Source organism: Halovulum sp. GXIMD14794, from assembly GCF_054457455.1.
The window spans coordinates 424,982-447,506 of the sequence record NZ_JBTLNF010000004.1 but is presented as its reverse complement, the minus strand read 5'-3'; the positions used below and the strand labels follow the sequence as shown (position 1 = coordinate 447,506).

Genomic DNA, 22,525 nt, shown 5'->3' with positions numbered 1-22,525 from the left:
GCCGGTCAGATATTCTCGCCCCGGATTGCCTCGCAGACGGCATCAGTCACTTGCTGCGTCGTGGCGGTGCCGCCCACGTCCGGGGTGAGTATGCCCTCGGAACAGACCTTCTCGACCGCGCGCATCAGGCGGACCGAGGCGTCGGCCTCGCCGAGGTGGTCGAGCATCTGGCTGGCGGTCCAGAAGGTCGCGACCGGGTTTGCAATGCCCTTGCCGGTAATGTCGAAGGCCGAGCCGTGGATCGGTTCGAACATGGACGGGTAGCGTCGTTCGGGATCTATGTTTCCGGTCGGGGCCACGCCGAGGCTGCCGGCCAGCGCGCCGGCGAGGTCGCTGAGAATGTCGGCGTGCAAGTTAGTGGCGACGATCGTATCTAGGCTCTGCGGGTTCTTGACCATGCGGACGGTCATCGCATCGACCAGCATCTTGTCCCAGGTCACGTCGGGATAATCCTCCGCGACCTCGGCGGCGATCTCGTCCCACATCACCATGCCGAAACGCTGTGCGTTGGACTTTGTCACCACCGTCAGCAGCTTGCGAGGGCGGGCGCGGGCGAGCTCGAACGCATAGCGCATGATCCGGGTCACGCCGGTGCGGGTGAAGATCGAAACCTCGGTGCCAACTTCCTCGGGCATGCCCTGGTGGGTGCGCCCGCCGTTGCCGGAATATTCGCCCTCGGAGTTTTCGCGCACGATGACCCAGTCGAGATCCCCCGGCCCGACCCCTGCCAGCGGCGAGGTGATTCCCGGCAGGATCTTGGTCGGCCGCACATTGGCGTACTGGTCGAAGCCCTGGCAGATCGGCAGGCGCAGGCCCCAGAGGGTGACGTGGTCCGGCACATCCGGTGCACCGACCGCACCGAAGAAGATCGCGTCGAAATCCTTGATCTGATCACGCCCGTTCTCCGGCATCAGCGCGCCGGTCTTCTTGTAGCGATCCGATCCCCAGTCGAACTCGGTCACGTCGAGCTGGAAACCACCGTCGCGCCGCGCCAGCGCGTCGAGAGCCTGCAGGCCGGCTGCGATGACCTCGGGGCCGATGCCGTCCGCCGGTATGGCTGCAATCCTGTAGGTCTTCATGGGCGTACATTCTCCCCGGGCGCATTGGTCTCTGTGGTCGGTGCGGATCGTAGGCCGCGCGGGCGCACGCTCTCAAGGCCACACTTATAGTATAATAATTTTGAATAATCTCTAGCTGGTCCGCCGTACGCTCGATATGCTCCGCAGAGCAAGTTTGCATATTGTATTTCGCCTGATTTGAAGGAATCGCCCATGGAACTCGTCCAGTTGCGCTGCTTCAGCGAGGTGGCGGAGACCCTGCATTTCGGCAAGGCGGCGCAGAACCTGGGGATGCTGCCGGCCTCGCTTGGGCGGCACTTGCGGAACCTCGAAGATGCGCTTGGAGTCGAACTGGTCGCGCGAACCACGCGGCATGTCGCGCTGACCGGGCAAGGCGAGCAGTTGCTGGAACTGGCGCGCGACATCCTCAAGCGGGCAGATCAGCTCGAGGCGACGGCGCACGCTATGGAGAACGAGACCCAGAGTATGCTGCGGGTCGGTGCAATCGACAGTGCGGCGGCGGGGCTGATGCCGCAACTTTTGAACTACTTCCGGGCCGAGCATCCGGACATCAAGGTCAGCCTTTTCGAGCAGAAGACCATCCGCCTCTTGCCGCGCCTCAGGTCCGGGCGTCTCGACATCGCCTTCGTGCGGCCACCGGAATCGCGACCGCCGGATGTCGTGTTCCAGTCGCTCTTCCACGAGACAGCGGTCGTCGCCATGCCCGAGGATCACCGGCTTGCCCAGCGAGCGAGCGTCGAGATCGCCGAGCTGGCGGACGAGCCCTTGATCGTGCCAGACCGGAGGTCGCGGCCGCACAGCCATGACCTGACAATGAAATTGTTTCTTGAGGCGGGGCTGATCGCCCGCGTCGCGCAGATCGCCGAGGAAAAACATACGATCGTCAATATCGTCAGCACCGGGCTTGGCCTTGCCATCGTGCCGCGCTGGACATCGCGGCTGGCCGTTCCAGGCGTACGCTACGTACCGATCGCGGTTGGCGAGGGCATCGCGATGAACAAGCTTGCGCTGGCCGCCGCGTGGATGCGCGGGACTCGCGATGCGCGGCGCGACGCGTTGATGGCTTGCCTCGAAGGCCGATTGGAGGCCATTGAGGCCACCGCCTGATATTATTTACCAATATTATACAATCTACGCCGAGTTGCCGCGCAGTGCCCGGCGCGCCTACCGTTTTGGCAACATCCCGGAGCTATCCGGATGGTCAATAATTCAACGGGAGGAAGCATCATGAAGTTCACCACCGCGTTCTATGCGACGCTGGCCGTTGCCGGCAGTCTGGCAGCGCCCGCCGTTGCGCAAAACCCCGACTGGCCTGCGAGCCTCACGATAGGCACCGGCAGCCAGGGCGGGACCTATTTCGGCTATGGCTCGGGCTTTGGGGCGATGATCACCGAAGAGCTGGGCGTCAACGCCGGCGTCGAGATCACCGGCGGCCCGGTCCAGAACGTCACGTTGGTCGAGACCGGCGAGCATCAGCTTGGCTTCGTCACCCTCGGCCCGGCGGACGAGGCACGCAAGGGCGAAAGCCCGCTGATGCCCGGCACGCCGCACGAGAATGTTCGCGCACTTTTCCCGATGTACCAGACCCCGCTGCAGGCTGCGGTGCTGGCCCCGTCGGACATCGAAAGCTTCCAGGACCTGCAGGGCAAGCGCATCGGCGTCGGCCCGGCGGGCGGCACCTCGGCCACCTACTGGACCCGGTTCTTCGAGAACGCTGAAGGCTATGACGACGTGACCGTGTCGAACGCCGGTGGCTCGGACACTGCAGGGCAGCTCAAGGACGGGCTGATCGACGCTTTCGTCTATGCCGCAGGCTTGCCGACAGGGGCCTATTCGCAGCTCGCTGTCGAGAATGATGTGCGCTTCCTGTCGATGGATGACGAAACGCGAGGCAAGATGAAGGAGATCGTGCCTGCGATGGCCGATTTCACCATCCCCGCTAACACCTACGAGGACCAGCCCGAGCCGCTGGAGACCACCTCGCTGTGGAACTTCGCAATCGCGCACCAGGACATGCCCGAGGATCTGGCTTACGCGATCACCGCTCTGGCGATGGAAAACCACGAGCGCATGATGACGAACCATGCCGCGGCGCGCGAGACGCTGCCCGAGTTCGTCGACAAGAACCAGGTGATCCCGTTCCACCCGGGCGCTGCCCGCTGGTTCGAGGAAAACGGCTACGACGTTCCGACCATCGAGTAGTTCGGGCGCCGGGGCGCGTACCCCGGCCCAAAAGATGCCGAACCGACACGGGCGGGCGACGTGTCGACCGCGCCCGTGTCGCCTTTCCATCCAGATTTCGAGTGGCGCTGATCCATGACCTCTTCGCAGAACGCTACCCCCCAGGCAGGTCCCGACGGCATGTCGGCGTTCGAGCAGGAACTGGCCCGCGCGCATGTCGATGCCGATCCGGTCGCGGGAAATCAGCGGCTGTTCACGGGGCGCCGGAACGCGCTGATCGCCACGCTCTGCGTCGCCTACACCGTGTTCCATCTGGTTGTGATGAATATCTACCCGCTCGAGACCTGGGCCTATCGACTGACCCACGTCGGGGGCGGGTTGTTACTGGGGTTTCTGCTGTTCGGCTCAAAGCCGTTCACGGCAGACGATGATTTGGCTGGCTCTGAAGGCTTGTTGTCGAAGGCGATGCTGTTCCTCGCCGGTGCCGGCATCCTCTACGGGCTGTTCGCGGTCGTCGCGATCTGGATCAATGGCCGTGTACTGGGAGAGGCGCTGCCGCCGCAGTGGGCGATGTCGACTTTCGGCATTCCGCTGACGGCCGGGACGGTGCTGGCCATCGTGCACGGCTGGATTTTTCCGCATCGAGGACGCGCACAGTTTGCACCGGGAGATGTGCTTCTGGGCCTCGCAGCCGTGGCCGCCATCGCCTATCTCATCTTCTTCGCCCGGCAGTTGCAATTGCGGGCGGGCATGCCGATGGCCCTGCCGGGAGACATGTGGTCCGCCATCACCGGCGTGCTGCTGATCATCGAGCTGACCCGCCGCCTTGCCGGCCTGGCGCTGGTCATTATTGCCGGTGTCTTCGTCGCCTATGCCTTCGCCGGTCCCTGGCTGCCCGGGATCTTCGAGCACCGCGGCTATGACGTGAAGCGCTTCTTCTCGTACATCTTCACCGACAACGGGGTGCTGGGTGCACCGATCGCGATCTCATCCACCTATATCATCCTCTTCGTGGTCTTCGCGGCCTTCCTGCAAACGACGCGCGTGGGCGAGTACTTCGTGAACCTAGCCTTTGCCGCTGCCGGGCACCGGCGGGGCGGTCCGGCCAAGGTAGCGATCTTCGCCTCGGGGCTGATGGGCATGATCAACGGTACCAGCGCGGGCAACGTGGTTGCCACCGGATCTCTGACAATCCCGATGATGAAGAAAGTCGGTTACCGGAAGCAGACTTCGGCGGCGATCGAGGCCGCGGCCTCAACCGGTGGGCAGATCATGCCGCCGATCATGGGCGCGGGTGCTTTCATCATGGCCGAGATCACAGGGATCTCGTACATGGAGATCGTCTACGCCGCGATCATTCCGGCGGTCCTGTATTTCATCTCGGTCTATTTCATGGTCGATCTGGCCGCTAAGAAGGCCAACATGCAGGGCCTGCCCCGGGACGAGCTGCCGAAGCTCGCCAAGCTGATCAGGCAGATCTACCTGTTTCTGCCGATCGTGGTGCTGATCTACGCGCTCTTCGCAGGCTACTCGGTGATCCGCTGCGGCACGCTTGCAATGATCACCGCGGCTGTCGTGTCGTGGCTGACGCCGCACCGGATGGGGCCGCGGCAGCTGTTCCAGGCGCTCGACAACGGCGCGCGGATGGTGCTGCAACTGGTGGCAGTCTGCGCCACGGCCGGGATCATCGTCGGTGTCATTGCGCTGACCGGGATTGGCTCGCGCTTCTCGACTGTGCTGCTCTCGCTCGCCGACCAGAGCCAGTTCCTCGCGCTGTTCTTCGCGATGGTCGTGTCGATCATCCTGGGCATGGGGATGCCAACGACGGCGGCCTATGCGGTGGCGGCGAGCGTGATCGCGCCGGGCGTCATCAACCTTGGCGTCGCGCCGCTGACCGCCCACCTGTTCATCTTCTACTTCGCGGTGATGTCGGCGATCACGCCGCCTGTCGCGCTCGCAGCCTATGCAGGCTCGGCACTGGCTGGGTCGGACCCGATCCGAACCAGCGTGGAGAGCTTCAAGATCGGTCTGGCCGCCTTCGTCGTGCCGTACATGTTCTTCTACTCTCCGGCGATGCTGCTGAGCGGCGGGTGGTTCGAGATCGTCCACATCTCGATCACCGCGATCTTCGGTGTCTACCTGCTGTCGGCATCGGTGCAGGGCTGGTTCTTCGGTTCTGCCAACATCGCTGTGCGGGCGGCGCTGGCTGTCGGCGGTTTGACCATGATCGCCGGAGGCTGGCTCACGGACGGCATCGGCCTGGCCATCGCCGCGGCCCTTGTGCTGATCCAGCGGGGCGGGATCAAGGCCGAGAACATCGCGCACGGGGCGGACTGACGCCACAACGGCCAACTGTTCTGCGAGCCAAACACGAGTTGGGTGCTTGCGGAACCCGCGCTTCCGCCGGAAACTGAGCGGACGTCGTGCCCGGATGTGGGGCGGCAGGTTCGGGGGGCGCATGAAGACCGGCGTTGGCGGGTGTTTGCAGGTTGTCGATGTCGGCTACTCTTATGGGCCACGGGCCGCGCTGGACGGCGTCGTGTTCGATGTGGCCGAGGGCCGATTCTGCGCGCTACTCGGACCGAACGGCGCGGGGAAGAGCACGCTCTTTGCACTGATGACGCGGCTTCTGCTGCCGCAATCGGGGCATATCGTGGTGGCGGGGGAGGATCTCTCCACGACGCCCAGGCGCGCATTGGCGCAGATCGGGGTCGTATTCCAGCAAGCCACGCTGGACCTTGATCTGACAGTGCACCGCAACCTTTGCTACTTCGCGGCGCTGCACGGGCTTTCCGGCGCACCGATGGAGCGGGCAATCGACCGGGCGCTCGATCTGCTGGACATGCGCGAACGCGCCGGGGAGCGAGCGCGCGACCTGAACGGTGGACATCGGCGCCGGGCCGAGATCGCCCGTGCGCTGGTCCACGGACCAAGCGTGCTGTTGCTGGATGAGCCGACCGTTGGGCTAGACGCCGCCAGCCGGTCGGGGATCGTGGATCACGTCCACATGCTGTGCGAGGTGGAGGCGCTTTGTGCGCTCTGGGCGACGCACCTTGTGGACGAGGTTCGGCCCGGGGACGATCTGGTCGTGCTGCACAAGGGGCGGGTGCTGGCGCGGGGCATCGCCGCCGATATCGCGGCAGGGAAACCGCTGGACGCGGCCTTTCTGTCGATGACGGCGGCCTGATGCGGGCCGCGCTGATCGCGCTGCGGGCCATCGTCCTGCGCGAGGCGCTGCGCTTTGCGCATCAGCGCGGTCGGCTGGTCTCGGCGCTGGTACGGCCGCTGATCTGGCTTCTGGTTTTCGCGGCGGGCTTTCGCTCGGCGCTGGGCGTGTCGATCATCCCGCCCTACGAGACATACATCACCTACGAGGTCTACATCCTGCCGGGTCTCTGCGGGATGGTGCAGCTGTTCAACGGCATGCAGTCCTCGCTGTCGCTGGTCTACGACCGGGAGATGGGTTCGATGCGGCTGTTGCTTACCAGCCCGCTGCCGCGCTGGTGGCTGCTGACCTGCAAGCTGATCGCAGGCACGGCAGTCGGTCTGTTGCAGGTCTATGCGTTCCTAGCCGTGGCGGCGCTGTTCGGGATCGTGCTGCCGGTATTGGGCTATCTTCTGGCGCTGCCGGTGCTGCTGCTGACCGGGCTGATGCTGGGCGCGCTGGGGCTGGCGCTATCTTCGACGGTGCGGAAGCTGGAGAATTTCGCAGGGGTGATGAACTTCGTGATCTTTCCGGCCTTCTTCCTGTCCTCGGCGCTCTATCCGCTCTGGAAGATGCGGGAGAGTTCGGAACTGCTCTACCGGATCTGCTCGGCCAACCCGTTCACCTACGCGGTCGAGGCGATCCGATTTGCCTTGCACGAGCAAGTCAGCCTGTCTGCTCTGGCTTGGGTGCTGCTGGCGCTGGTACTGCTGCTGGGGGTCGCGGTCTGGGGCTACGATCCGGCCCGCGGGATGATCCGCAAGCGGATCTAGGTCTCGACCAGTTGCGCGGGCTGCCCCTCCAGCCGCGCGAAGCGGGTCGCAAGTCGCCGCGCTTCGCTTTCGGTGTGTGTCACGAGGATCGTCGCCATCTGCCGCGCTTTCAATAGCCGATCGGTCAGGGCCAGCATCTCTTCCGCCAGTGCCGGATCGAGCGAGACGAAGGGCTCGTCCATCAGCAACAGATCCGGGCTTGCCGAGAGTGCGCGGGCCAGTGACAACCGCCGCTGTTGGCCAAGAGAGAGCTGGCCGGGAAAGCGGTCGGCATAGGCGCCAAGTCCGACCTCGGCCAGTGCCTCGGTTGCGGCCCGCTCGTTGATCCGCGTGGCGAGGGTGATGTTCCTAAGTGCCGAGCGCCACGGCAGCAGTACGGGCTCCTGGAACACCATTGCTGTGGAGCGCGCGTCGTGCACCGCGCCGTCGAAGTCGCCGTCGAGGCCCGCCACGATCCGCAGCAGGGTGGTTTTCCCGATACCCGAGGGACCCGAGATGGCCAGCGTCTCACCGGGATCAAGCGTGAACCTGACGGTCCCCAGGATCGTCGTGTCCGCGAACGCTTTTTCCTTGATGTCCACCGAGATCATGCGCGGCGCCACCGTGTCGCCCAGCTCTCCCACGGGCGCAGGACAAAGCCCTCGATCAGAAGCATCACCGCGATGAAGCTGAGCGCGTAGGCCAGCACCATGCCGACGTCGAAGAGCTGGAAATAGAGGTGAATCTGGAAGCCGACGCCGTTGTTGCGGCCAAGGAACTCGACCACCAGCACGATCTTCCAGATGAGCGCGATCCCAGCTCGGCCCGAGGAGGCGACGTAAGGCGCCAGCTGCGGAAGCACCACATGGCGCAGGCGCGTCATCGGGTCCATCGCGAAGACGCGGGCCATATCGTCGAGTTGCCGGTCGAGAGCCCGTGCGCCCTCGCGGATGGTGACGGCAACAGTGGGGATCTTGTTGATGGCGACAGCGGCGACGGCGGCGGCCTCGGTCAGGCCGATCCAGAGGTAGCAGAGTACGATCGTCACGAGCGCGGGCAGGTTCAGGAAGGCGATCAGCCACGGGTCCAGCCAGCGGTCGGCGCGTCCGTTGCGGCCCATCAGGAGGCCGAGCGCGATGCCGATTGACATGGCAAGGACGAAGGCCAGCGCTACGCGCGCGAGCGTGGCCCCCAGGTGATAGGGGAGGGCGCCCGAAACCAATTCGCGCCAGATCAGCGGTGCGACCTGCCAAGGCGCGGGCAGGACCGAGGCGTCGGCGGTCACAAGCGCGGCCAGCGACCAGGCCGCCACCATCCCCAGGACCGAAAGCGCCGCCACCGGCAGCGGCGAGGGCCTAGTCTTCAAGGTCAACAAACACCCCTTCGGGCAGTTCGGTCGCATCCCCCACCAGATCGCGCCCGCCAAGCTCGGCCATCAGCGCGAAGAAGGCGGCTGCATCTTCGTCCGAAACGCTGGCGGAGGTCGGGATACCGGCGCGAAAGCCCTCGATCAGGGCTTCGAACTCGGCATCGGTTTCCGGGCGCATCCGCTCGCGCAGCTCCTCCCAGGCGACATCGTCCCTGGCGAGCCTCTCCTTGGCCTGCCGCGAGGCTTCCGCGAAGGCGCGCACCAGGTCGGGCTGCTCGCGCAGCATCTCACCCTTGAAGACATAGCCCAGAAGCGGCGTTGCCGGATCGAGGCCGAGTGCCTCGGCCGCGGCGGTGACCGAGATCAGTTCACGCATGCCGGCAGCCTTCATCTTTGCCATGAAATGCCAGAAGTTGATCGCTCCGGCCATCTCTCCGTCGAGCGCCTGCTTGAAGATTAGCGGCGGTGCGCCGAAGACTTGCGAGGTTTCAGCGGCGAGGTCCATGCCGTGGGTCTGCTGGGCATAGGCGCGCAGGATCAGCCAGCTCTTGTCGAGCGGCCCGCCGGCAATTCCGATATCGGTGCCCCGCAGATCCTCGAGCGACTGTGCCGAGCTGTCTCCGGGCACCATCACACCGCCGACGGCGGTGGAGTAGGGCAGCACGACGTAGTCCTTTCCCGCCGCCCGTTGGCGGGCAACCCAGATCCAGTCGGTCACGATGATGTCCGCCGCATCGCCCTGGAACGCCACCTGCGCCGCCGGGCCGCCGGCGACTCCCATGACCTCCATCTCGAACCCGTTTGCCTCGTCCAGCCCGTATCTGTCGATGGTGTCGAGTTCCCAGTTCACGGTGCCGAACTCCAGCACGGCGATCTTCAGAACCGGCAGGTCCTTTGCCTGCGCCAGCGGCGCCAGGCTGCAGAACAGTGCGGCGGTCAGGCAGCGGATCCAGCTGGGTGTCATTCCTTCCTCCCCCTTGCGGGTCTTCCATCTGCGCGGCACCGTCCCGTCTTGGGTGCGCGCGGTCAATCCTTCAGTCGCGGTCGCACGCGCTTTCCGGCTCGTCCAGGCCCAGCGTGTCCAGAGTGTCCGTCCGATGCTCGAACCCGTCCAGAGGGGGGAGCGCAATTACCGCGTTGTGCGTCGCCAGCACGATCGGCTGCCGCAGCTGTCCGTCCCACGCGCGGAAACTCCCCGCAACGCCCTTGTAGAGGTCCAGCGACAGGTCCTCGCCCCGCAAATAGGCCGAGATCGCAGCCGGATCCGCGCCGCCGGTGCGCTGGGCGGCCTCGATCACCGCGCGGGCGGCAGCCCAGGCGGCCCAGTCCCCGTCGCTCATGTCCCGACCGGCAAGTCTCTGGAAACGCTGGTTGAGTTGCGGTGCGCCGTAGCGTTCGAGCGTCCAGTGCCAAGCCAGCGGACGCAGTCCTTCGGAGCCAACGACCGGTACCGGGTCTTGGGTCGCGAAGGGAACATAACGACCGAACTCGCCCACGGTGTCGATCAGCCAGATCACGTCGTGCCGCATGCCGCCGGTCAGCAGCCGGATGTTGTTGAGGTCCCGCTGGCGCGGATCGTTCGACAACTCGAACCTGCGCTCGTCGGCGAGGCGCAGGCCGAACTTGGCGATCGCACGGCGGACGGACTGCGCCTCCTCCTCGTCTTCAAGTGCGGTACCGGTCAGCAGCAGCACCCGATCCCAGCCCTGCGCGCGAAGGTGCTGCGCCAAGGCGTCAGCCAGCATCTCCTGCGAGGGCATAGTGTGCAGCATCGCCGGCGCGCAGTCCGCGCCGCGCCAGGCCGGATGAGCGTCGCGGATATTGAAGAGAGTCGTCCCGCCCGTCCCGTGATCCGCCAGCACCGCCGTCATCGCATCAGGCGGCAGGTCCAGCAGCACGGCCGCCGCGCCGCCCGCTGCTGCTTCGTTCACGGCTGCGGCGGGGTCGTCGGTGAGCCGTTCTTCCAGAGTGAATTCGATGCCCAGGGCGCGCTCCAGCACTCGGGCCGAGCGCATCGCGACCTCGGCGCCGGGCAGGGGGCGGCTGCGGTCGCGCAGGGACAGGCCGGTATAAGCTTTTTGCGGCTCGTAGTACGGGTCATCCGGCTGCCCGACATAGACGATCTGCCCCTCCGCGATGGCCATTGCGGGCAGCAGCACCACCAGCGCGGCAAGGGCCTTAGCGATCATCGAGAAGAATGTCATAGGGCACCCGCCCGACCGGGATGGATACGACGGGCTTCAGGCTGCCGGTGTCGATCACCGTCACATCGTCCGACAGCCCGTTGGCGACGTAGAGCCGGCTTTCGTCGGCACTGAGTTCCAGGCCCCACGCGCGCTTGCCGACCAGCACGTAGTTGATCACCGCGCGTTTCGCGACGTCCACCACGGCAACGTGGTTGGCACGGCCCAGAGCGACGTAGGCGCGGCTGCCGTCGGCGGTGATCAGCAGGTCGACCGGCGTCACCTGCTCGGGGCGGAACCCGGTCGGCAGGAAAGGAATGTCGTCGATCAACTCGAGGCTCTCGACGTCGATGATGTTCACGATGCCTGCCAACTCTGCCGAGACCCAGAGTTCGCGCTCGTCGGGCGTCAGTGCGAAGCGCCGCGGACGGGTGTCGACCAGAATGTCCTTGATGACCTCGTCGGCCTCGAGGTCGATGACGTGAACCAGGTTGGCGGCCTCCGAGGCGACGAAGACCAGCCGCCCGTCCGAGGTGACTTGGACGCCCTCGGGCTCCTCACCAGTGAAATACTCCGCGAGGAATTCGCCGGTCTCGACGTCGAAGACACTGGCGGCTGCGTCCTCCTCGTTCGAGACGATCAGTCGTCGTCCATCCGGATGCAGATCGAAAGTTTCGGGCGCGGGAACACCGGTGATGCGGCCAACCAGTTCCAGAGTTTCAGTGTGGTAGATCGCGATCAAATCGTCGTCTGCGCAGCCCACGAAAAATCGGCTGCGGTCGTCGTTGAAGTGGATGCCGCGGGGACGAGCACAAGTCTCCACGGTGCGGATGACCTCGAGTTCGGGAGAGATGACCGTGAGAGTGTCGCCGCGCTCGTTCGGCACGATGGCAAACCCGCTGCCGTTCGCGTGAGCGGACATGGCGCCAGCCGCCGCGAGGGCGCCCGCAAGCAGGGTCGCTACCGCTTTCATTTATTTTCCTCCCCAAGCAATCCCTACCATCGGAGGAAATATTCGGCTATATTTATTATACCGGCGATAAAAATCGCCAACGAGGGGGAGGATAATCGATGAGAAAAGCGGTGAAGGCCGCGGCGTCAGCCGTGGCGATGTCAGCCGTTGCCGGAATGGCGATGGCGCAGGAGGAAACCTCTGCCAGCACGCTCTACGGCGATCTTCAGTATGTCACCCAGGACATGCTCAGCCGCGCGGCGGGTGATGGAAACGGGTTCCTGCATACGAACCACAACTACGAGCAGACCCGGTACTATCCGAACAGCCAGATCAACACGGACAACGTGAAGAACCTGCGCCCGGCGTGGATCTTCCAGACCGAGGTGGTCGACAGTCTCGAGACCTCGCCCATCGTGGTGAACGGGATCATGTACGTGACCACCTCGTTCAACCACGTCTACGCGCTGGATGCGCGGACAGGCCGGCAGATCTGGCACCACAAGCACGCGATGGGGCCGGTGACGACCTATTGCTGCGGCCCGAACAACCGCGGCGTCGCTGTGGCTGGGGATAAGGTCTTCATGGGCACGCTCGACGCCAAGCTGGTGGCGCTCGATGCCAAGACCGGCAAGCAGGTCTGGGAAACCCAGATAGCCGAGCCCGAGCTTGGCTATTCCGAGACCATGGCACCTACCGTGGTCGAGAACATGGTGCTCATCGGAACCAACGGCGGCGAGTACGGTATCCGTGGCTTCGTGAAGGCGTTCGATACCGAAACCGGCGAGGAGATCTGGACCTTCCACACCACGCCGGAGGATTCGCGCGGGGTATGGGCCACGCATGATGCCACCGGGCGCGACATGAAGCGCGACATCGAAGCCGAGAAGGCCTCCTATGAAGAGATGGGCGATCCCTACGAGACCCTGGGCGGCGGTGTCTGGCAGAACCCGGCGGTCGACTTGGAAACGCGTCGGATCTATTTCGTGGTCGGTAACCCGTCGCCGGACCTCGACGGCTCGCTGCGGCCGGGCGACAACCTCTATACCGACAGCCTCGTGTCGGTGGACCTCGATACGGGCGAATACGTTTGCCACTTCCAGTACATCGCTCATGACGTCTGGGACCTCGACGCGGTTTCGCCACCGGTCATCACCTCGGTGAAGGACGAAAGCGGCGGCGACGTGAAGGGCATCCTGCACGCTGGTAAGACTGGGCATGTCTACGTCCACAAGGCGGACGACTGCACGATGATCCGCTTTTCGGAGGCGATGGTGCCGCAGGAGGACATGTGGACCCTGCCGACCGAGGACGGCGCGCGGATGCTGCCGGGCGCGAACGGCGGGACCGAGTGGTCGCCGATGGCGATCGATCCGAACCACCGGCTGTCCTATGTCATCAACCTGCACCAGCCGATGACCTACACGGTGCGCTCGACTCCGTACCCCGAAGGCAAGCTGTGGCTCGGCGGCTCGTTCGACGTGATCCCCGAGGAAGAGCAGTGGGGCAATATCGCGGCGGTAGACTATGACACCGGCACGATCCGCTGGAAGGTCCGGACCGAGCAGCCGATGATCGGCGGCATTCTGGCCACGGCAGGCGGGCTGGTCTTCACCGGCGAAGGCAACGGGCTTTTCCGCGCCTACAACAGCGAAAACGGCTCAGAACTGTGGCGCTTCCAGGCGGGTGCCGGCGTGAACGCGCCGCCGTCCAGCTACACGGTCGACGGGCAGCAGTTCATCGTCGTGGGTGCAGGGGGCAACGCGCAGCTCAACTACAAGCGGGGCAACAATATCATCGCCTTCTCGCTTACCGAATGACCACTGCCAACAGTGATGCGAACCGGGCGGGCCCTCGGGCCCGCCTTGTCGCGTCAGTCACCGGAGTTTCCTGAATGCGACTGCCTTTCAACCCTGTAGCCGGGGCGTTCGCCCTCGTGCTGTTCGCTGCTCCTCTGGCGGCCCAGGATTTCAACGTCGAGGAAGAGGCCCAGCTTTGCCTCGGCTGCCATGGCGAGGACGGCATCCCGATCGAGCCGGATTACCCGATCATCCACGGACAACAGTATTTCTACATTTACACGCAGTTGCGCGACTACGGCGCAGGCCGGCGGCAGCACGAGATCATGACCGATATCGCCGCGCCCTATGACCGGGACCAGGCCAAGGCGCTGGCGCAGTATTTCGCGGACTTGCCTTGGCCGGCGATCGAGGCCCCGGCGCTACAGGATGGCGATCAAGCCGCGTCCGAGCGCGGGATCACGGGCGGCCAGTGCAGCGCCTGCCACGGCAAGTGGGAGGGCGACAGCCGCATCCCGCGCCTCGCTGGGCAACAGCCGGCTTATCTGCAAAAGACGATGCTGGACTTCAAGAACGAGGTGCGGATGAACGCGCCGGACAAGATCAGCACGATGAAACAGCTGGACGAGGCGACCATCGAGTCGCTCTCCCGCTATCTGTCGGGCCTCTAGATCAAGGGGCGAGGGCGGTGCGGGTTGCCTCGTCCGCCGCCAGATCGGATGCAGCCAGGCCGTCCTTGTCGGTGATCGAAGGGTCGGCCCCCTGCGCCAGAAGCAGGGCGATCATCTGCCGGTGGCCCCGTTCGGCGGCGATCATCAGCGGGGTTCGGCCCCGGTCATCCACCGCGTTGACCCGAGCGCCCGCGGACAGCAGCAGTTCCGCCACTGCAACGCCGTCCTCGGCGGGGGCGTCGTTGGCATGACCTGCGGCCCACATCAGCGGCGTGAGGTCGTTTCCCCAGGTTCCGTCCGGCTCGGCCCCCGCCTCGAGCAGTGCCGCGACCACCTGCGGGAAGGCTCGCCCGGCGGCGTAGAGCAGTGCGCCCTTGCCCTGGACGTCCCGCACCTCGGGGTCGGCACCAGCGTCGAGCAGCATCGACAGAAGCCGAACGTCTCCGTCGAAGGCAGCTGCCATGAGCGGCGTGATGCCCTGTCGGTCTGCGGCATTAACATCCGCGCCACGCGCGAGCAGTTCTGCCACCATGCGCCGTCGTCCCTCGCGGGCGGCGGCCAACAAGGGAGTTCCGCCACCGAGGCTGGCGAAGTCCAGATCGGCCCCGTACTCCAGCAGCATGTCCGCGATCTCGAGTGAGCCGCGCGCCGCCGCTGTATGTAGCGGTGTGGCGCCGAAGCGGTTGCGCGCGGCGACCGAGGCACCCTTGTCCAGCAGATCCGCTGCGATTTCAAAGCAGTCCAACGCGGCAGCTTCGAACAGCGCTTCGTTCAGGACGCGTCCCTCAAGCTGCGCTGGCGACTGCGTGATGCGCGCCGCCAGTGCATCGCACACCCGGCTCTGTTGCGGCTGGGCCCAGGCAGGTGCGCTTAACGTGAGCGCCACCAATGTGAACGCCCGCGCGATCATCGGACCACGAACGTGCCCGAGAAGCCCTGCGACGCCAGGCCCTCGACGAAGAATTCGTAGGTGCCAGGACGGATCGGGATGAACCAGACATCGATCTCGCCCTCGTCATCGAACTCGACGGCGTGGAGGCCGAAGGGTTTGACCTCTTTGTCCTCGATCACCACCTGATCGATCCAGCTCTCACGGAAGAGACCAGGGGCGAGCAGCTTGTACTCCTCCAGCCCGTCGCTGACGATGCGCCATCGGTAGTAGACGCCGGACTCGATCTCGTATTCGGTGATCGAGAACCCGCTCGCCGCGTCCAACTCCAGCGGATCGAGGCGCGTGGCCCGCGTCGTCGGGTCTCCCTCGGCGAAGACCGGCGCGGCAAGGGCCAAGGCTGCGGCAGCCCCCAAGATCAACGTTCGCATCATTCTCCCCCCTCGTTTCGCCTAAGCCCCTGTGACGCGCCAGATCACGTCGCCCACGTCATCCGCCATCAGCAGGGACTTCCCGTCGGGGCCGATGGCCACTCCGACCGGCCGCCCGTAGGAGACGCTCTCGTCTTCGGCGAGGAACCCCCAGAGGATATCGCGCGGGGGGCCCGAGGGCTTGCCATTCTCGAAGGGCACGAAGATCAGCTTGTAGCCGCTGAGCGTTGAGCGGTTCCACGACCCGTGCTGGCCGATCACCATGCCGTCCGGGAAGCCCGGCAGCGTCCCCTCGGGCATCCAGCAAAGTCCGAGCGAGGCTGTGTGCCCGCCAAGCGCATAGTCCGGCTGGATCGCGCGGGCGACCATTTCGGGATCCTGAGGTACCCGGTCGTCGACGATCTGCCCCCAGTAGCAATAGGGCCAGCCGTAGAAACCGCCCTCCTGCACTGAGGTCAGGTAGTCGGGCGGGGTCTCGTCGCCCAACCCGTCGCGCTCGTTCACGACAGTCCAGAGCGCGCCGGTGTTGGGTTCCCATGCCACGCCGACCGGATTGCGCAGGCCCGAGGCGAAGATCCGTGCCTGTTCGGTTGCAAGGTCCAGTTCCCAGATCGCGGCGCGGCCTTCCTCGGCCTCCATCCCTTCGTCGGCGATGTTTGAAAGCGAGCCGACGCCCGCGTAGATCTTCGTCCGGTCGGGTGAGACGATCAGGCTGCGCGTCCAATGCCCGCCTGGCTTGAAATCGACCAGCTTGCGACCTTCGCCGCTCAGGCTGGTGGCGCCATTCTCGTATTTGAAGGCGACGATGCCGTCGGTATTCCCGACGTAAAACGTGCCGTCTACGAGCGCCATGCCGAAGGGTTGGTTCTGGTTCTCGAGGAAGGTCTCGCGGCGTTCGGCGACGCCGTCGCCGTCCTCGTCGCGCCACAGCGTGATGCGATTGGCGCTGACCCCGAGAGCGCGGGCGCGACGCATGGTGGCTTGCGCGGCGCGGTCGATCAGGCTTTTCGGGGGCGAGGCCTGCTGCAGCGCCTCGGCGACAAGTACGTCGCCGTTCGGCAGCACCTCGATCCAGCGCGGATGCAGCAGATCGCTCGCGAAGGCATTGACTTTGAGCCCCTCCGCGGCCTTCGGCACCTGGCCCGGAGCCCAGCCCTGCGCTGTCGGCATCTTCAGGGTCATGATCCCCTGGCTGCGCGCCTCCGGGATATCTGGCGAAGTGCCGATCGCCTGTTTGCCGGGCGCGTTCATGCGTCTCAGCAGAACCATCGTGCCCCCGACGATCGCGGTGGCGCGCGCAAGCAAGTCCATGGTGTCCCCCCGGGTCTGTTCCGGCCGACGCTACCGCAGAAGGCCTTCCGCGCAAACCCGCCGCGTGCAGATATCCGTCATCCCCGCAAGTCTCAGGCTGATGAGGCCTCCCCGCTGAGTATCGCCAAGACGCGGGTATCGGTCGGCAGAGACAAACCGGCCAGAAGCGCTGCAAGACCGGCGCTGCCAGATGGCTTGGTCGCCAGTCCATGTTTCGCCAGCACCGGCAGGGCGCGTTCCGCCTCGGTTTCGGAAATCGTGGCGAACACGTCGGTGTCCCGCGAGAGGCCCTTCAGGGCGATCACTGACGGAGTCTTGCAATCCAGCCGCCCCATCGAAGACACCGGCCCCTTGGCTGTGACGATCCGACCTTGCGAGATGCGCTCGAACAGGCCGGGCGCAGCCTCGGGTTCCACCACGATGATCTGCGGGGCGTCCCCCCATCGGTGGCGCGCGAATGCCGTGCCATGGCAGAAGATCCGATAACAATAATGGAAAGGGGCCGCACGCCTTGGACCAGCTCTCATACCTCGTCGGCAGCGGCCGGTGAGGTTGACCTAAAAACCAAAGGCTTCGAGCCCGCCTGAGCGCGGCGGTTGCTCGAACGTTGCGGAGCTCAGATTGCGGATCGGAACCCGACGTGGGATCAGGCGGTGGTGCCCCGCACTTTCTTCGCCCAGTCCTGAAGGATTTGCGCCGCCTCCAGGCCGTGCGCCTGTGCCGCCGGCATGTGGCGGTCACCGACCGCGCGGCCGCATTCGTGGGTCAGGCGCGCGACGTCGATGGGGAAGCGCGCCGCCTCGGGCAGGTTGCCGAGTGCAGCACCGGCCTGGGCCATGTCGGCGGCGTAATAGAGCGCCGAGATCCCGGCGATGTTCATGGCGGCAACGCACAGCGCGCAGGGCTCGCAGCTGGTGTAGAGTTCGCAGCCCCGAAGATCGACCGTGCCCAGGGTGCGGCAGGCGTCGCGGATCGCCTCGGTCTCGCCATGCGAGGTCGGGTCGTGGTTCAGCTTCGAGCGGTTGATGCCCTCGCCCACGATTTGCCCGTCCTTGACGACGACGGCGCCGAAGGGCTCGGTGCCGGGGGTGTCGAGGGCTTGCGCGGAAATCTCGATGGCACGGCGCATGAAGTGTTCGTTGTACATGGAACCTCGCTCAGCTGGCGGTTTCGGCCGCGAAACAGGCGACGCGGCGGTTGTGGACGTCCGCGCGCCGTTGCGGGCGCTCGGTGCGACACCGCTCGAATGCTAACGGACAGCGCGGGTGAAAGCTGCATCCAGGCGGCGGCGCGACCGGAGAAGGCACCTCGCCGCCCATCGGCACGCGGTCGCGCTTCGGGGCTTCGAGGTCCGGGATCGTCTCGAGCAGCATCCGCGTGTAGGGATGCAGCGGGTTGGCGAACAGGTCGGCGGTCGGCTGGATCTCGACGATGCGACCCAGGTACATCACTGCGATCACGTCGGCCATGTGCCGCACGACGCTCAGGTCGTGGCTGATGAAAAGGTAAGTCAGGCCCAATTCGGCCTGCAGCCGTTTCATCAGGTTCAGCACCTGCGCCTGGACCGAAACGTCCAGCGCCGAGGTCGGCTCGTCGCAGACCAGGAATTCGGGCTCGCCGGCCAGCGCGCGGGCGATCGAGATGCGCTGCCGTTGCCCGCCCGAGAACTCGTGCGGAAACTTCAGCCCGTCGGCCGGGGAAAGACCCACGGTGCGCAGCAGTTCGTCGACACGGGCCGACACCTGCGCGGCGGGCGTATCCGGGCGCAGGGTGCGCAGCGGTTCGGCGACGATGCGGCCGACGCGCCAACGCGGGTTCAGGCTGGCGAACGGATCCTGAAAGATCATCTGCAGACGGTCACGGTCGCCGTGGAAACGGATCGATCCTCCCGAGGGCGCGTGCAAGCCGGTGACCAGTTTGGCGATCGTGCTCTTGCCGCAGCCGGATTCGCCGACCAGCGCCAGGGTCTGGCCGCGCTGGATCACGAAATCGACGCCGTCGACGGCGCGCAGGGTGCGGCGCGGCTTGCGCTCCAGCACACGGTTCAGCCAGGGGGCCGAGATGTCGAACTGGCGTTGGAGCGCGTCGACCTCGAGGATCGCGTTCTGACGAATGCTCATGCGCTCACTCCTTCCATGGCCAGCCAGCAGGCGGCGCCCTCGCCGTGAAGCCGGGGCACGTCGGCCCGGCATTTCGGCCCGGCGTGGGCGCAACGCGGGTTGAAGGCGCAGCCCGGCGGGATCGCTCCCAACCGAGGCATCGCGCCGGGGATCATCCGCAACTCCGCGGTGTCGCGGCGCAGGCTGGGGATCGAGCCCATCAGCCCCTCGGTATAGGGATGTCGGGGGCGGCGCACGACGTCCTCGACCGGGCCGACCTCGGCCAGACGCCCGGCATAGAGCACGGCGACGCGGTCTGCGGTCTCGGCGATCACGCCCATGTCGTGGGTGACAAGCATCACGGCAGTGCCGCGCTCGCGGCAGAGCCGTTTCAGAAGCGCGGTGATCTGCGCCTGGATCGACACGTCGAGCGCGGTGGTCGGCTCGTCGGCGACGATCAGCTCGGGCTCAGCGCAGAGCGCCAGCGCGATCACGATGCGCTGGCGCATGCCGCCCGAGAACTGGTGCGGGTAGCTGTCCATCCGCTCCTCGACGGCCGGGATGCCAACCTCGCGCATCAGCTCCATCGCGCGCTCGCGAGCCTGGGCGCGGGTCAGGTCGGTGTGAAGGCGGATCGTCTCGACCAGCTGGTCACCGATGCGAAACAGCGGATTGAGAGAGGTCAGCGGGTCCTGGAAGATCGCACCGATCCGACGCCCACGCACCTGCTGCATCGCGCCTTCATCCAGGTTGTCGATCCGGTCGCCGGACAGGTGGATCGAGCCGCTGGCGATCCGGCCCGGCGGCTCCAGCAGGCCGAGGATCGCCATGCCGGTCATCGACTTGCCCGCGCCGCTTTCCCCGACCATTCCAAGGATCTCTCCTCGCCGGATCTGCAGCGAGATGTCGTCGACGGCGGTCAGCGTGCCCTTTCGCGTCGGGAACTCGACGCTGAGGTTCCGTACATCCAGGACGATGTCACTCATGGCGCGTCGCTCCTTTCATAGCTGGGGCGGAAGATTTCGGAGACCGGCGGGTGGCCGACGGTCCGCTCGGGGTATTTCGCGACCAGCCCGTCGAACTGGGCCTGCGCGCGGGCGGCGTCGGCGGCGGCGTCCACGCCGGGGATCTCGCCGTCTATCATCACCGGGCGGCCGTCGATCCAGACATCGCGCACGTCGCGCCCGCTCGCCGAGGTCATCAACGTCTGCACCGGGTCCGGGGTCTGCAGGGTTTGCGACAGGTCGATCACCGCGATATCCGCCTTCGCGCCCGGCTGGAGCCGCCCGAGGTCGCCCCGCCCTAGCGCCTGCGCCCCGCCGAGCGTCGCCGCATCGAACATGGCTTCCGAGCGGATCGCTTCGATCCCGTCGGACAGTCGGGCGGTCATCATGCCGATCTGCATGTTGAGGATCATGTCCGCAGGGTGCGTGTCGGTGCCCAGTCCGATGTTGATGCCCCGCGCCCGGCAGCGGGGAAAGCTGCGCAGCATCCCGCCATGCCGGGCCGAGACCAGCGGGCAATGTACCAGCGTCGCGCCACGTGCCGCGATCAGGTCGAACTCGGCTTCGGTTGCGTGCGTGCCGTGGGGCAGCAGCCAGTTCGGCCCCAGCGCGCCGATCCGGTCGAGCCACTGGATCGGCGCCAGCCCATGCTGCTCGCGGACCAGCCGCAATTCGGTCGGGGACTGGCAGCAGTGCTGGCGGACCGGGGCAGCCATCTCGGACGCTATCGCGGCGGTGCGTTGCAGAAGCGTCTCGGTACAGGTCTCGATCCGGTCGGGGGCGAACATTGCGCGGATCCGTCCATCCGCGCGGCCCTCGATCCGGGCGGCGAACGCGGCGGCGTCGGCCAGTTCGCGCAATCCGCGCGGCTCGTCGTATACCGCGCGGATTTTGCCTTGATCGTCCGTGACCTGCCCGCCGGTCCGATAGGCAGGGCCGAGGTAGACCCGCAGGCCAAGTGTCTCGGCGGCATCAGCGGCGGCGTCGAACTCGGCGACAGTCTCGCCCCATTCGCGGTAGAACAGCGAGGCGATCGGCAGCGCCGTGGTGATGCCGTTGCGGATCAGCTGGGCGAAGGCGTGGTGCTTTTGGAAGGCCAGTTCGTCCGGCGAATACATCTCGTAGGGACCGCGCGCGACGTAGGTTTCAGGCCAGACGCGGCCCTTCTTCCAGGCGGGACCGTTGTCATAGCCGAGGATTGTCGTATCGAGGTCCGACAGCGCGTCCAAATCGATGAACCCCGGCGAAATCACCGCCTGCCCGTAGTCGATGCGCCGGGCGACCTCGCCGTCGAAACCGGGGCCGACATGCAGGATGGTGTCGCCCTCGACCACGACGCCGCCGTTCTCGTGAACGATGTGGCGGCCATCGGCGTGACCGATGACCCAGCGTGCGGTCAGAAGGGTGCGGCCCCCGGTCATGGGGCGTCGACCAGGCAGGCGCCGTCGCGGACGACGGTCTTGCCGCCCTTGAGCACCAGCTTGCGGGGAGCGCGCAGCACGACGGCCTCGGTCAGGGTCTCGCCCTCGACCAGCACGCAGTCGGCACGGCAGCCGGGCGTCAGGCCGTAACCCTCGGTTTCCATGATCGAGGCACCGCCGAATGTGCAGATGTCCAGCGCCAGTTCCACCTCGTCGTCGCGGCGCAGGTTGTTGCGCAGGCCGATGAACATGGCGCGCTCCAGCATGTCCGCGTTGCCATAAGGCCCCCAGGTGTCGCGGATCCCGTCCGAGCCCGAGCCGGTCAGGATCCCGGCGGACTTCAGTTCCTTGACCACCGGCACAGGCGCTGCGGCAGGGGCGGTGGTGATGATGTGGATGCGGTTCTCGGCCAGTTGTTCGTGCAGCTGCGCGGCATAGCTGCGGTCGGTCATGCCAAGGCAGAAGGCGTGGCTGATCGTGACCTTGCCTTGCATGCCATGCGCTTTGGTGCGGGCGATGATCTCTTCCATCGAGAAGCCGCCGAGTGCGTCGCGCTCGTGCAGGTGGATGTCGATGGGCTTGCCGTGCTTCTCGGCCAGCCGGAACACGGCGTCGAGATGGCCCCTGGGATCGCGCTCGATTCCGCAGGGGTCGATGCCGCCGACCACCTCGGCGCCCAGCGAAAGCGCCTCGTCCATCATCTCGACCGTGCCGGGGCGCGGCATCATCGAGGATTGCGGGAAGGCGACGATCTCGATGTCGACCAGCCCGGCCAGTTTCTCGCGCGTAGCCATCACCCCTTCGATCCCGGCAAGGCCGTGATGCGTGTCCACGTCGACATGGCTGCGGATCTGCGTGGTGCCGTGGGACAGCGACAGGATCGCCTGACGTTCCGACTGCACCTGCGGGTCGAGCCCCAGCGAGACCTTTACCTCGCGCTCGTTGGTGATCTTGTCGATCAGCCGGGGGCCGACCTCGTTGCGATACCAGGCCAGGCCCAGCAGCGATTTGTCGAGATGGGTATGCGCCTCGACGAGGCCGGGGATCAGGATGCGCCCGCCGCAGTCGATCACCTCGGCGCCGTCGGGTGCGCTGTCTGTGAAGCAGCCCTCCGCGATGTGCAGGTCGGTGGCGGGGCCGCCCATCGGGCGAACGTTCTTGAGGGTCTTGGAAGTCACG

The 22,525-nt window shown here is 66.0% G+C and carries 22 protein-coding genes; 7 read left to right on the top strand and 15 right to left on the bottom strand.

Features of this window, described 5'->3' with window-relative positions; all coding sequences use genetic code 11:
• Positions 1 to 5: 5 nt before the first annotated feature.
• Positions 6 to 1,079 carry a tartrate dehydrogenase gene (locus tag ACW9UR_RS08850; RefSeq protein ID WP_458916601.1) on the bottom strand — a complete coding sequence of 358 codons (1,074 nt, stop codon included), beginning with the start codon at positions 1,077 to 1,079 and terminating at the stop codon, positions 6 to 8.
• A 192-nt stretch (positions 1,080 to 1,271) separates the two neighbouring features.
• Here ACW9UR_RS08850 and ACW9UR_RS08845 point away from each other — a divergent pair, with 192 nt between their 5' ends.
• The 5 genes from ACW9UR_RS08845 (at position 1,272) to ACW9UR_RS08825 (ending at position 7,238) form a co-directional block, all read left to right on the top strand.
• On the top strand, positions 1,272 to 2,186 hold the full coding sequence (locus tag ACW9UR_RS08845; RefSeq protein WP_458916600.1) for a LysR family transcriptional regulator: 915 nt from the start codon (positions 1,272 to 1,274) through the stop codon (positions 2,184 to 2,186).
• A gap of 120 nt (positions 2,187 to 2,306) precedes the next feature.
• Positions 2,307 to 3,281, top strand: a complete 975-nt coding sequence (locus ACW9UR_RS08840) for a TAXI family TRAP transporter solute-binding subunit (RefSeq protein WP_458916599.1) — start codon at positions 2,307 to 2,309, stop codon at positions 3,279 to 3,281.
• A gap of 114 nt (positions 3,282 to 3,395) precedes the next feature.
• Positions 3,396 to 5,597: a TRAP transporter permease gene (locus ACW9UR_RS08835; RefSeq protein ID WP_458916598.1), complete on the top strand. Its 2,202-nt coding sequence runs from the start codon at positions 3,396 to 3,398 to the stop codon at positions 5,595 to 5,597.
• Positions 5,598 to 5,718: 121 nt separating this feature from the next.
• A complete protein-coding gene (locus tag ACW9UR_RS08830) occupies positions 5,719 to 6,447 on the top strand; it encodes an ABC transporter ATP-binding protein (protein WP_458916597.1) in 729 nt (242 codons plus the stop codon).
• Positions 6,447 to 7,238: an ABC transporter permease gene (locus tag ACW9UR_RS08825; protein ID WP_458916596.1), complete on the top strand. Its 792-nt coding sequence runs from the start codon at positions 6,447 to 6,449 to the stop codon at positions 7,236 to 7,238. Before ACW9UR_RS08830 ends, ACW9UR_RS08825 begins: the two co-directional genes overlap by 1 nt.
• Here ACW9UR_RS08825 and ACW9UR_RS08820 read toward each other — a convergent pair.
• The 5 genes from ACW9UR_RS08820 to ACW9UR_RS08800 all read right to left on the bottom strand — a co-directional run bounded on the left by ACW9UR_RS08820 (position 7,235) and on the right by ACW9UR_RS08800 (position 11,742).
• Entirely contained in the window at positions 7,235 to 7,828 is a 594-nt protein-coding gene (locus ACW9UR_RS08820) for an ABC transporter ATP-binding protein (protein WP_458916595.1), read from the bottom strand. The genes ACW9UR_RS08825 and ACW9UR_RS08820 overlap by 4 nt on opposite strands.
• Positions 7,825 to 8,532, bottom strand: a complete 708-nt coding sequence (locus tag ACW9UR_RS08815) for an ABC transporter permease (RefSeq protein WP_458917167.1) — start codon at positions 8,530 to 8,532, stop codon at positions 7,825 to 7,827. The genes ACW9UR_RS08820 and ACW9UR_RS08815 overlap by 4 nt, the downstream gene beginning before the upstream one ends.
• A 40-nt stretch (positions 8,533 to 8,572) precedes the next feature.
• Positions 8,573 to 9,550, bottom strand: a complete 978-nt coding sequence (locus ACW9UR_RS08810; RefSeq protein ID WP_458916594.1) for an ABC transporter substrate-binding protein — start codon at positions 9,548 to 9,550, stop codon at positions 8,573 to 8,575.
• A 70-nt stretch (positions 9,551 to 9,620) separates the two neighbouring features.
• Positions 9,621 to 10,790, bottom strand: a complete 1,170-nt coding sequence (locus ACW9UR_RS08805) for a type 1 periplasmic-binding domain-containing protein (protein WP_458916593.1) — start codon at positions 10,788 to 10,790, stop codon at positions 9,621 to 9,623.
• Positions 10,765 to 11,742, bottom strand: a complete 978-nt coding sequence (locus ACW9UR_RS08800; RefSeq protein WP_458916592.1) for a PQQ-dependent catabolism-associated beta-propeller protein — start codon at positions 11,740 to 11,742, stop codon at positions 10,765 to 10,767. The genes ACW9UR_RS08805 and ACW9UR_RS08800 overlap by 26 nt, the downstream gene beginning before the upstream one ends.
• Before the next feature lie 98 nt (positions 11,743 to 11,840).
• Here ACW9UR_RS08800 and ACW9UR_RS08795 point away from each other — a divergent pair, with 98 nt between their 5' ends.
• Entirely contained in the window at positions 11,841 to 13,541 is a 1,701-nt protein-coding gene (locus ACW9UR_RS08795) for an outer membrane protein assembly factor BamB family protein (RefSeq protein ID WP_458916591.1), read from the top strand.
• A gap of 74 nt (positions 13,542 to 13,615) precedes the next feature.
• Positions 13,616 to 14,191, top strand: a complete 576-nt coding sequence (locus ACW9UR_RS08790; RefSeq protein ID WP_458916590.1) for a c-type cytochrome — start codon at positions 13,616 to 13,618, stop codon at positions 14,189 to 14,191.
• A 1-nt stretch (position 14,192) separates the two neighbouring features.
• Here the strand turns inward: ACW9UR_RS08790 and ACW9UR_RS08785 are convergent, their stop codons facing one another.
• The 9 genes from ACW9UR_RS08785 to ACW9UR_RS08745 form a co-directional block, all read right to left on the bottom strand.
• Positions 14,193 to 15,026, bottom strand: coding sequence for an ankyrin repeat domain-containing protein (locus ACW9UR_RS08785; protein WP_458916589.1), 834 nt, complete (start codon positions 15,024 to 15,026; stop codon positions 14,193 to 14,195).
• A gap of 71 nt (positions 15,027 to 15,097) precedes the next feature.
• Positions 15,098 to 15,511, bottom strand: a complete 414-nt coding sequence (locus tag ACW9UR_RS08780; protein ID WP_458916588.1) for a cupredoxin domain-containing protein — start codon at positions 15,509 to 15,511, stop codon at positions 15,098 to 15,100.
• Between the two features lie 21 nt (positions 15,512 to 15,532).
• The gene (locus ACW9UR_RS08775) at positions 15,533 to 16,822 is read right to left on the bottom strand and encodes a PQQ-dependent sugar dehydrogenase (RefSeq protein WP_458916587.1); all 1,290 of its coding nucleotides are present in this window, start codon (positions 16,820 to 16,822) and stop codon (positions 15,533 to 15,535) included.
• A gap of 92 nt (positions 16,823 to 16,914) precedes the next feature.
• On the bottom strand, positions 16,915 to 17,349 hold the full coding sequence (locus tag ACW9UR_RS08770) for a pyridoxal-phosphate dependent enzyme (protein WP_458916586.1): 435 nt from the start codon (positions 17,347 to 17,349) through the stop codon (positions 16,915 to 16,917).
• 119 nt (positions 17,350 to 17,468) lie between these two features.
• Positions 17,469 to 17,969, bottom strand: a complete 501-nt coding sequence (locus ACW9UR_RS08765; RefSeq protein WP_458916585.1) for a nucleoside deaminase — start codon at positions 17,967 to 17,969, stop codon at positions 17,469 to 17,471.
• Between the two features lie 10 nt (positions 17,970 to 17,979).
• A complete protein-coding gene (locus tag ACW9UR_RS08760; protein WP_458916584.1) occupies positions 17,980 to 18,942 on the bottom strand; it encodes an ABC transporter ATP-binding protein in 963 nt (320 codons plus the stop codon).
• Positions 18,939 to 19,907, bottom strand: a complete 969-nt coding sequence (locus ACW9UR_RS08755) for an ABC transporter ATP-binding protein (protein ID WP_458916583.1) — start codon at positions 19,905 to 19,907, stop codon at positions 18,939 to 18,941. The genes ACW9UR_RS08760 and ACW9UR_RS08755 overlap by 4 nt, the downstream gene beginning before the upstream one ends.
• Positions 19,904 to 21,346, bottom strand: coding sequence for a chlorohydrolase family protein (locus ACW9UR_RS08750; RefSeq protein ID WP_458916582.1), 1,443 nt, complete (start codon positions 21,344 to 21,346; stop codon positions 19,904 to 19,906). Before ACW9UR_RS08750 ends, ACW9UR_RS08755 begins: the two co-directional genes overlap by 4 nt.
• Complete coding sequence (locus ACW9UR_RS08745) at positions 21,343 to 22,524, bottom strand: amidohydrolase family protein (RefSeq protein WP_458916581.1); 1,182 nt, start codon at positions 22,522 to 22,524, stop codon at positions 21,343 to 21,345. The genes ACW9UR_RS08750 and ACW9UR_RS08745 overlap by 4 nt, the downstream gene beginning before the upstream one ends.
• Position 22,525: the final 1 nt, after the last annotated feature.

What these genes read in the sequence shown, in the direction of transcription:
- ACW9UR_RS08825 (WP_458916596.1), top strand. Translation starts at nt 6,447, where the DNA reads ATGCGGGCCGCGCTGATCGCGCTGCGGGCCATCGTCCTGCGCGAGGCG.
- ACW9UR_RS08760 (WP_458916584.1), bottom strand. Translation starts at nt 18,942, where the DNA reads ATGAGCATTCGTCAGAACGCGATCCTCGAGGTCGACGCGCTCCAACGC.
- ACW9UR_RS08850 (WP_458916601.1), bottom strand. Translation starts at nt 1,079, where the DNA reads ATGAAGACCTACAGGATTGCAGCCATACCGGCGGACGGCATCGGCCCC.
- ACW9UR_RS08770 (WP_458916586.1), bottom strand. Translation starts at nt 17,349, where the DNA reads ATGAGAGCTGGTCCAAGGCGTGCGGCCCCTTTCCATTATTGTTATCGG.
- ACW9UR_RS08815 (WP_458917167.1), bottom strand. Translation starts at nt 8,532, where the DNA reads ATGGTGGCGGCCTGGTCGCTGGCCGCGCTTGTGACCGCCGACGCCTCG.
- ACW9UR_RS08775 (WP_458916587.1), bottom strand. Translation starts at nt 16,822, where the DNA reads ATGGACTTGCTTGCGCGCGCCACCGCGATCGTCGGGGGCACGATGGTT.
- ACW9UR_RS08750 (WP_458916582.1), bottom strand. Translation starts at nt 21,346, where the DNA reads ATGACCGGGGGCCGCACCCTTCTGACCGCACGCTGGGTCATCGGTCAC.
- ACW9UR_RS08830 (WP_458916597.1), top strand. Translation starts at nt 5,719, where the DNA reads ATGAAGACCGGCGTTGGCGGGTGTTTGCAGGTTGTCGATGTCGGCTAC.
- ACW9UR_RS08800 (WP_458916592.1), bottom strand. Translation starts at nt 11,742, where the DNA reads ATGAAAGCGGTAGCGACCCTGCTTGCGGGCGCCCTCGCGGCGGCTGGC.
- ACW9UR_RS08805 (WP_458916593.1), bottom strand. Translation starts at nt 10,790, where the DNA reads ATGACATTCTTCTCGATGATCGCTAAGGCCCTTGCCGCGCTGGTGGTG.
- ACW9UR_RS08755 (WP_458916583.1), bottom strand. Translation starts at nt 19,907, where the DNA reads ATGAGTGACATCGTCCTGGATGTACGGAACCTCAGCGTCGAGTTCCCG.
- ACW9UR_RS08840 (WP_458916599.1), top strand. Translation starts at nt 2,307, where the DNA reads ATGAAGTTCACCACCGCGTTCTATGCGACGCTGGCCGTTGCCGGCAGT.
- ACW9UR_RS08790 (WP_458916590.1), top strand. Translation starts at nt 13,616, where the DNA reads ATGCGACTGCCTTTCAACCCTGTAGCCGGGGCGTTCGCCCTCGTGCTG.
- ACW9UR_RS08780 (WP_458916588.1), bottom strand. Translation starts at nt 15,511, where the DNA reads ATGCGAACGTTGATCTTGGGGGCTGCCGCAGCCTTGGCCCTTGCCGCG.
- ACW9UR_RS08795 (WP_458916591.1), top strand. Translation starts at nt 11,841, where the DNA reads ATGAGAAAAGCGGTGAAGGCCGCGGCGTCAGCCGTGGCGATGTCAGCC.
- ACW9UR_RS08810 (WP_458916594.1), bottom strand. Translation starts at nt 9,550, where the DNA reads ATGACACCCAGCTGGATCCGCTGCCTGACCGCCGCACTGTTCTGCAGC.
- ACW9UR_RS08820 (WP_458916595.1), bottom strand. Translation starts at nt 7,828, where the DNA reads ATGATCTCGGTGGACATCAAGGAAAAAGCGTTCGCGGACACGACGATC.
- ACW9UR_RS08765 (WP_458916585.1), bottom strand. Translation starts at nt 17,969, where the DNA reads ATGTACAACGAACACTTCATGCGCCGTGCCATCGAGATTTCCGCGCAA.
- ACW9UR_RS08835 (WP_458916598.1), top strand. Translation starts at nt 3,396, where the DNA reads ATGACCTCTTCGCAGAACGCTACCCCCCAGGCAGGTCCCGACGGCATG.
- ACW9UR_RS08845 (WP_458916600.1), top strand. Translation starts at nt 1,272, where the DNA reads ATGGAACTCGTCCAGTTGCGCTGCTTCAGCGAGGTGGCGGAGACCCTG.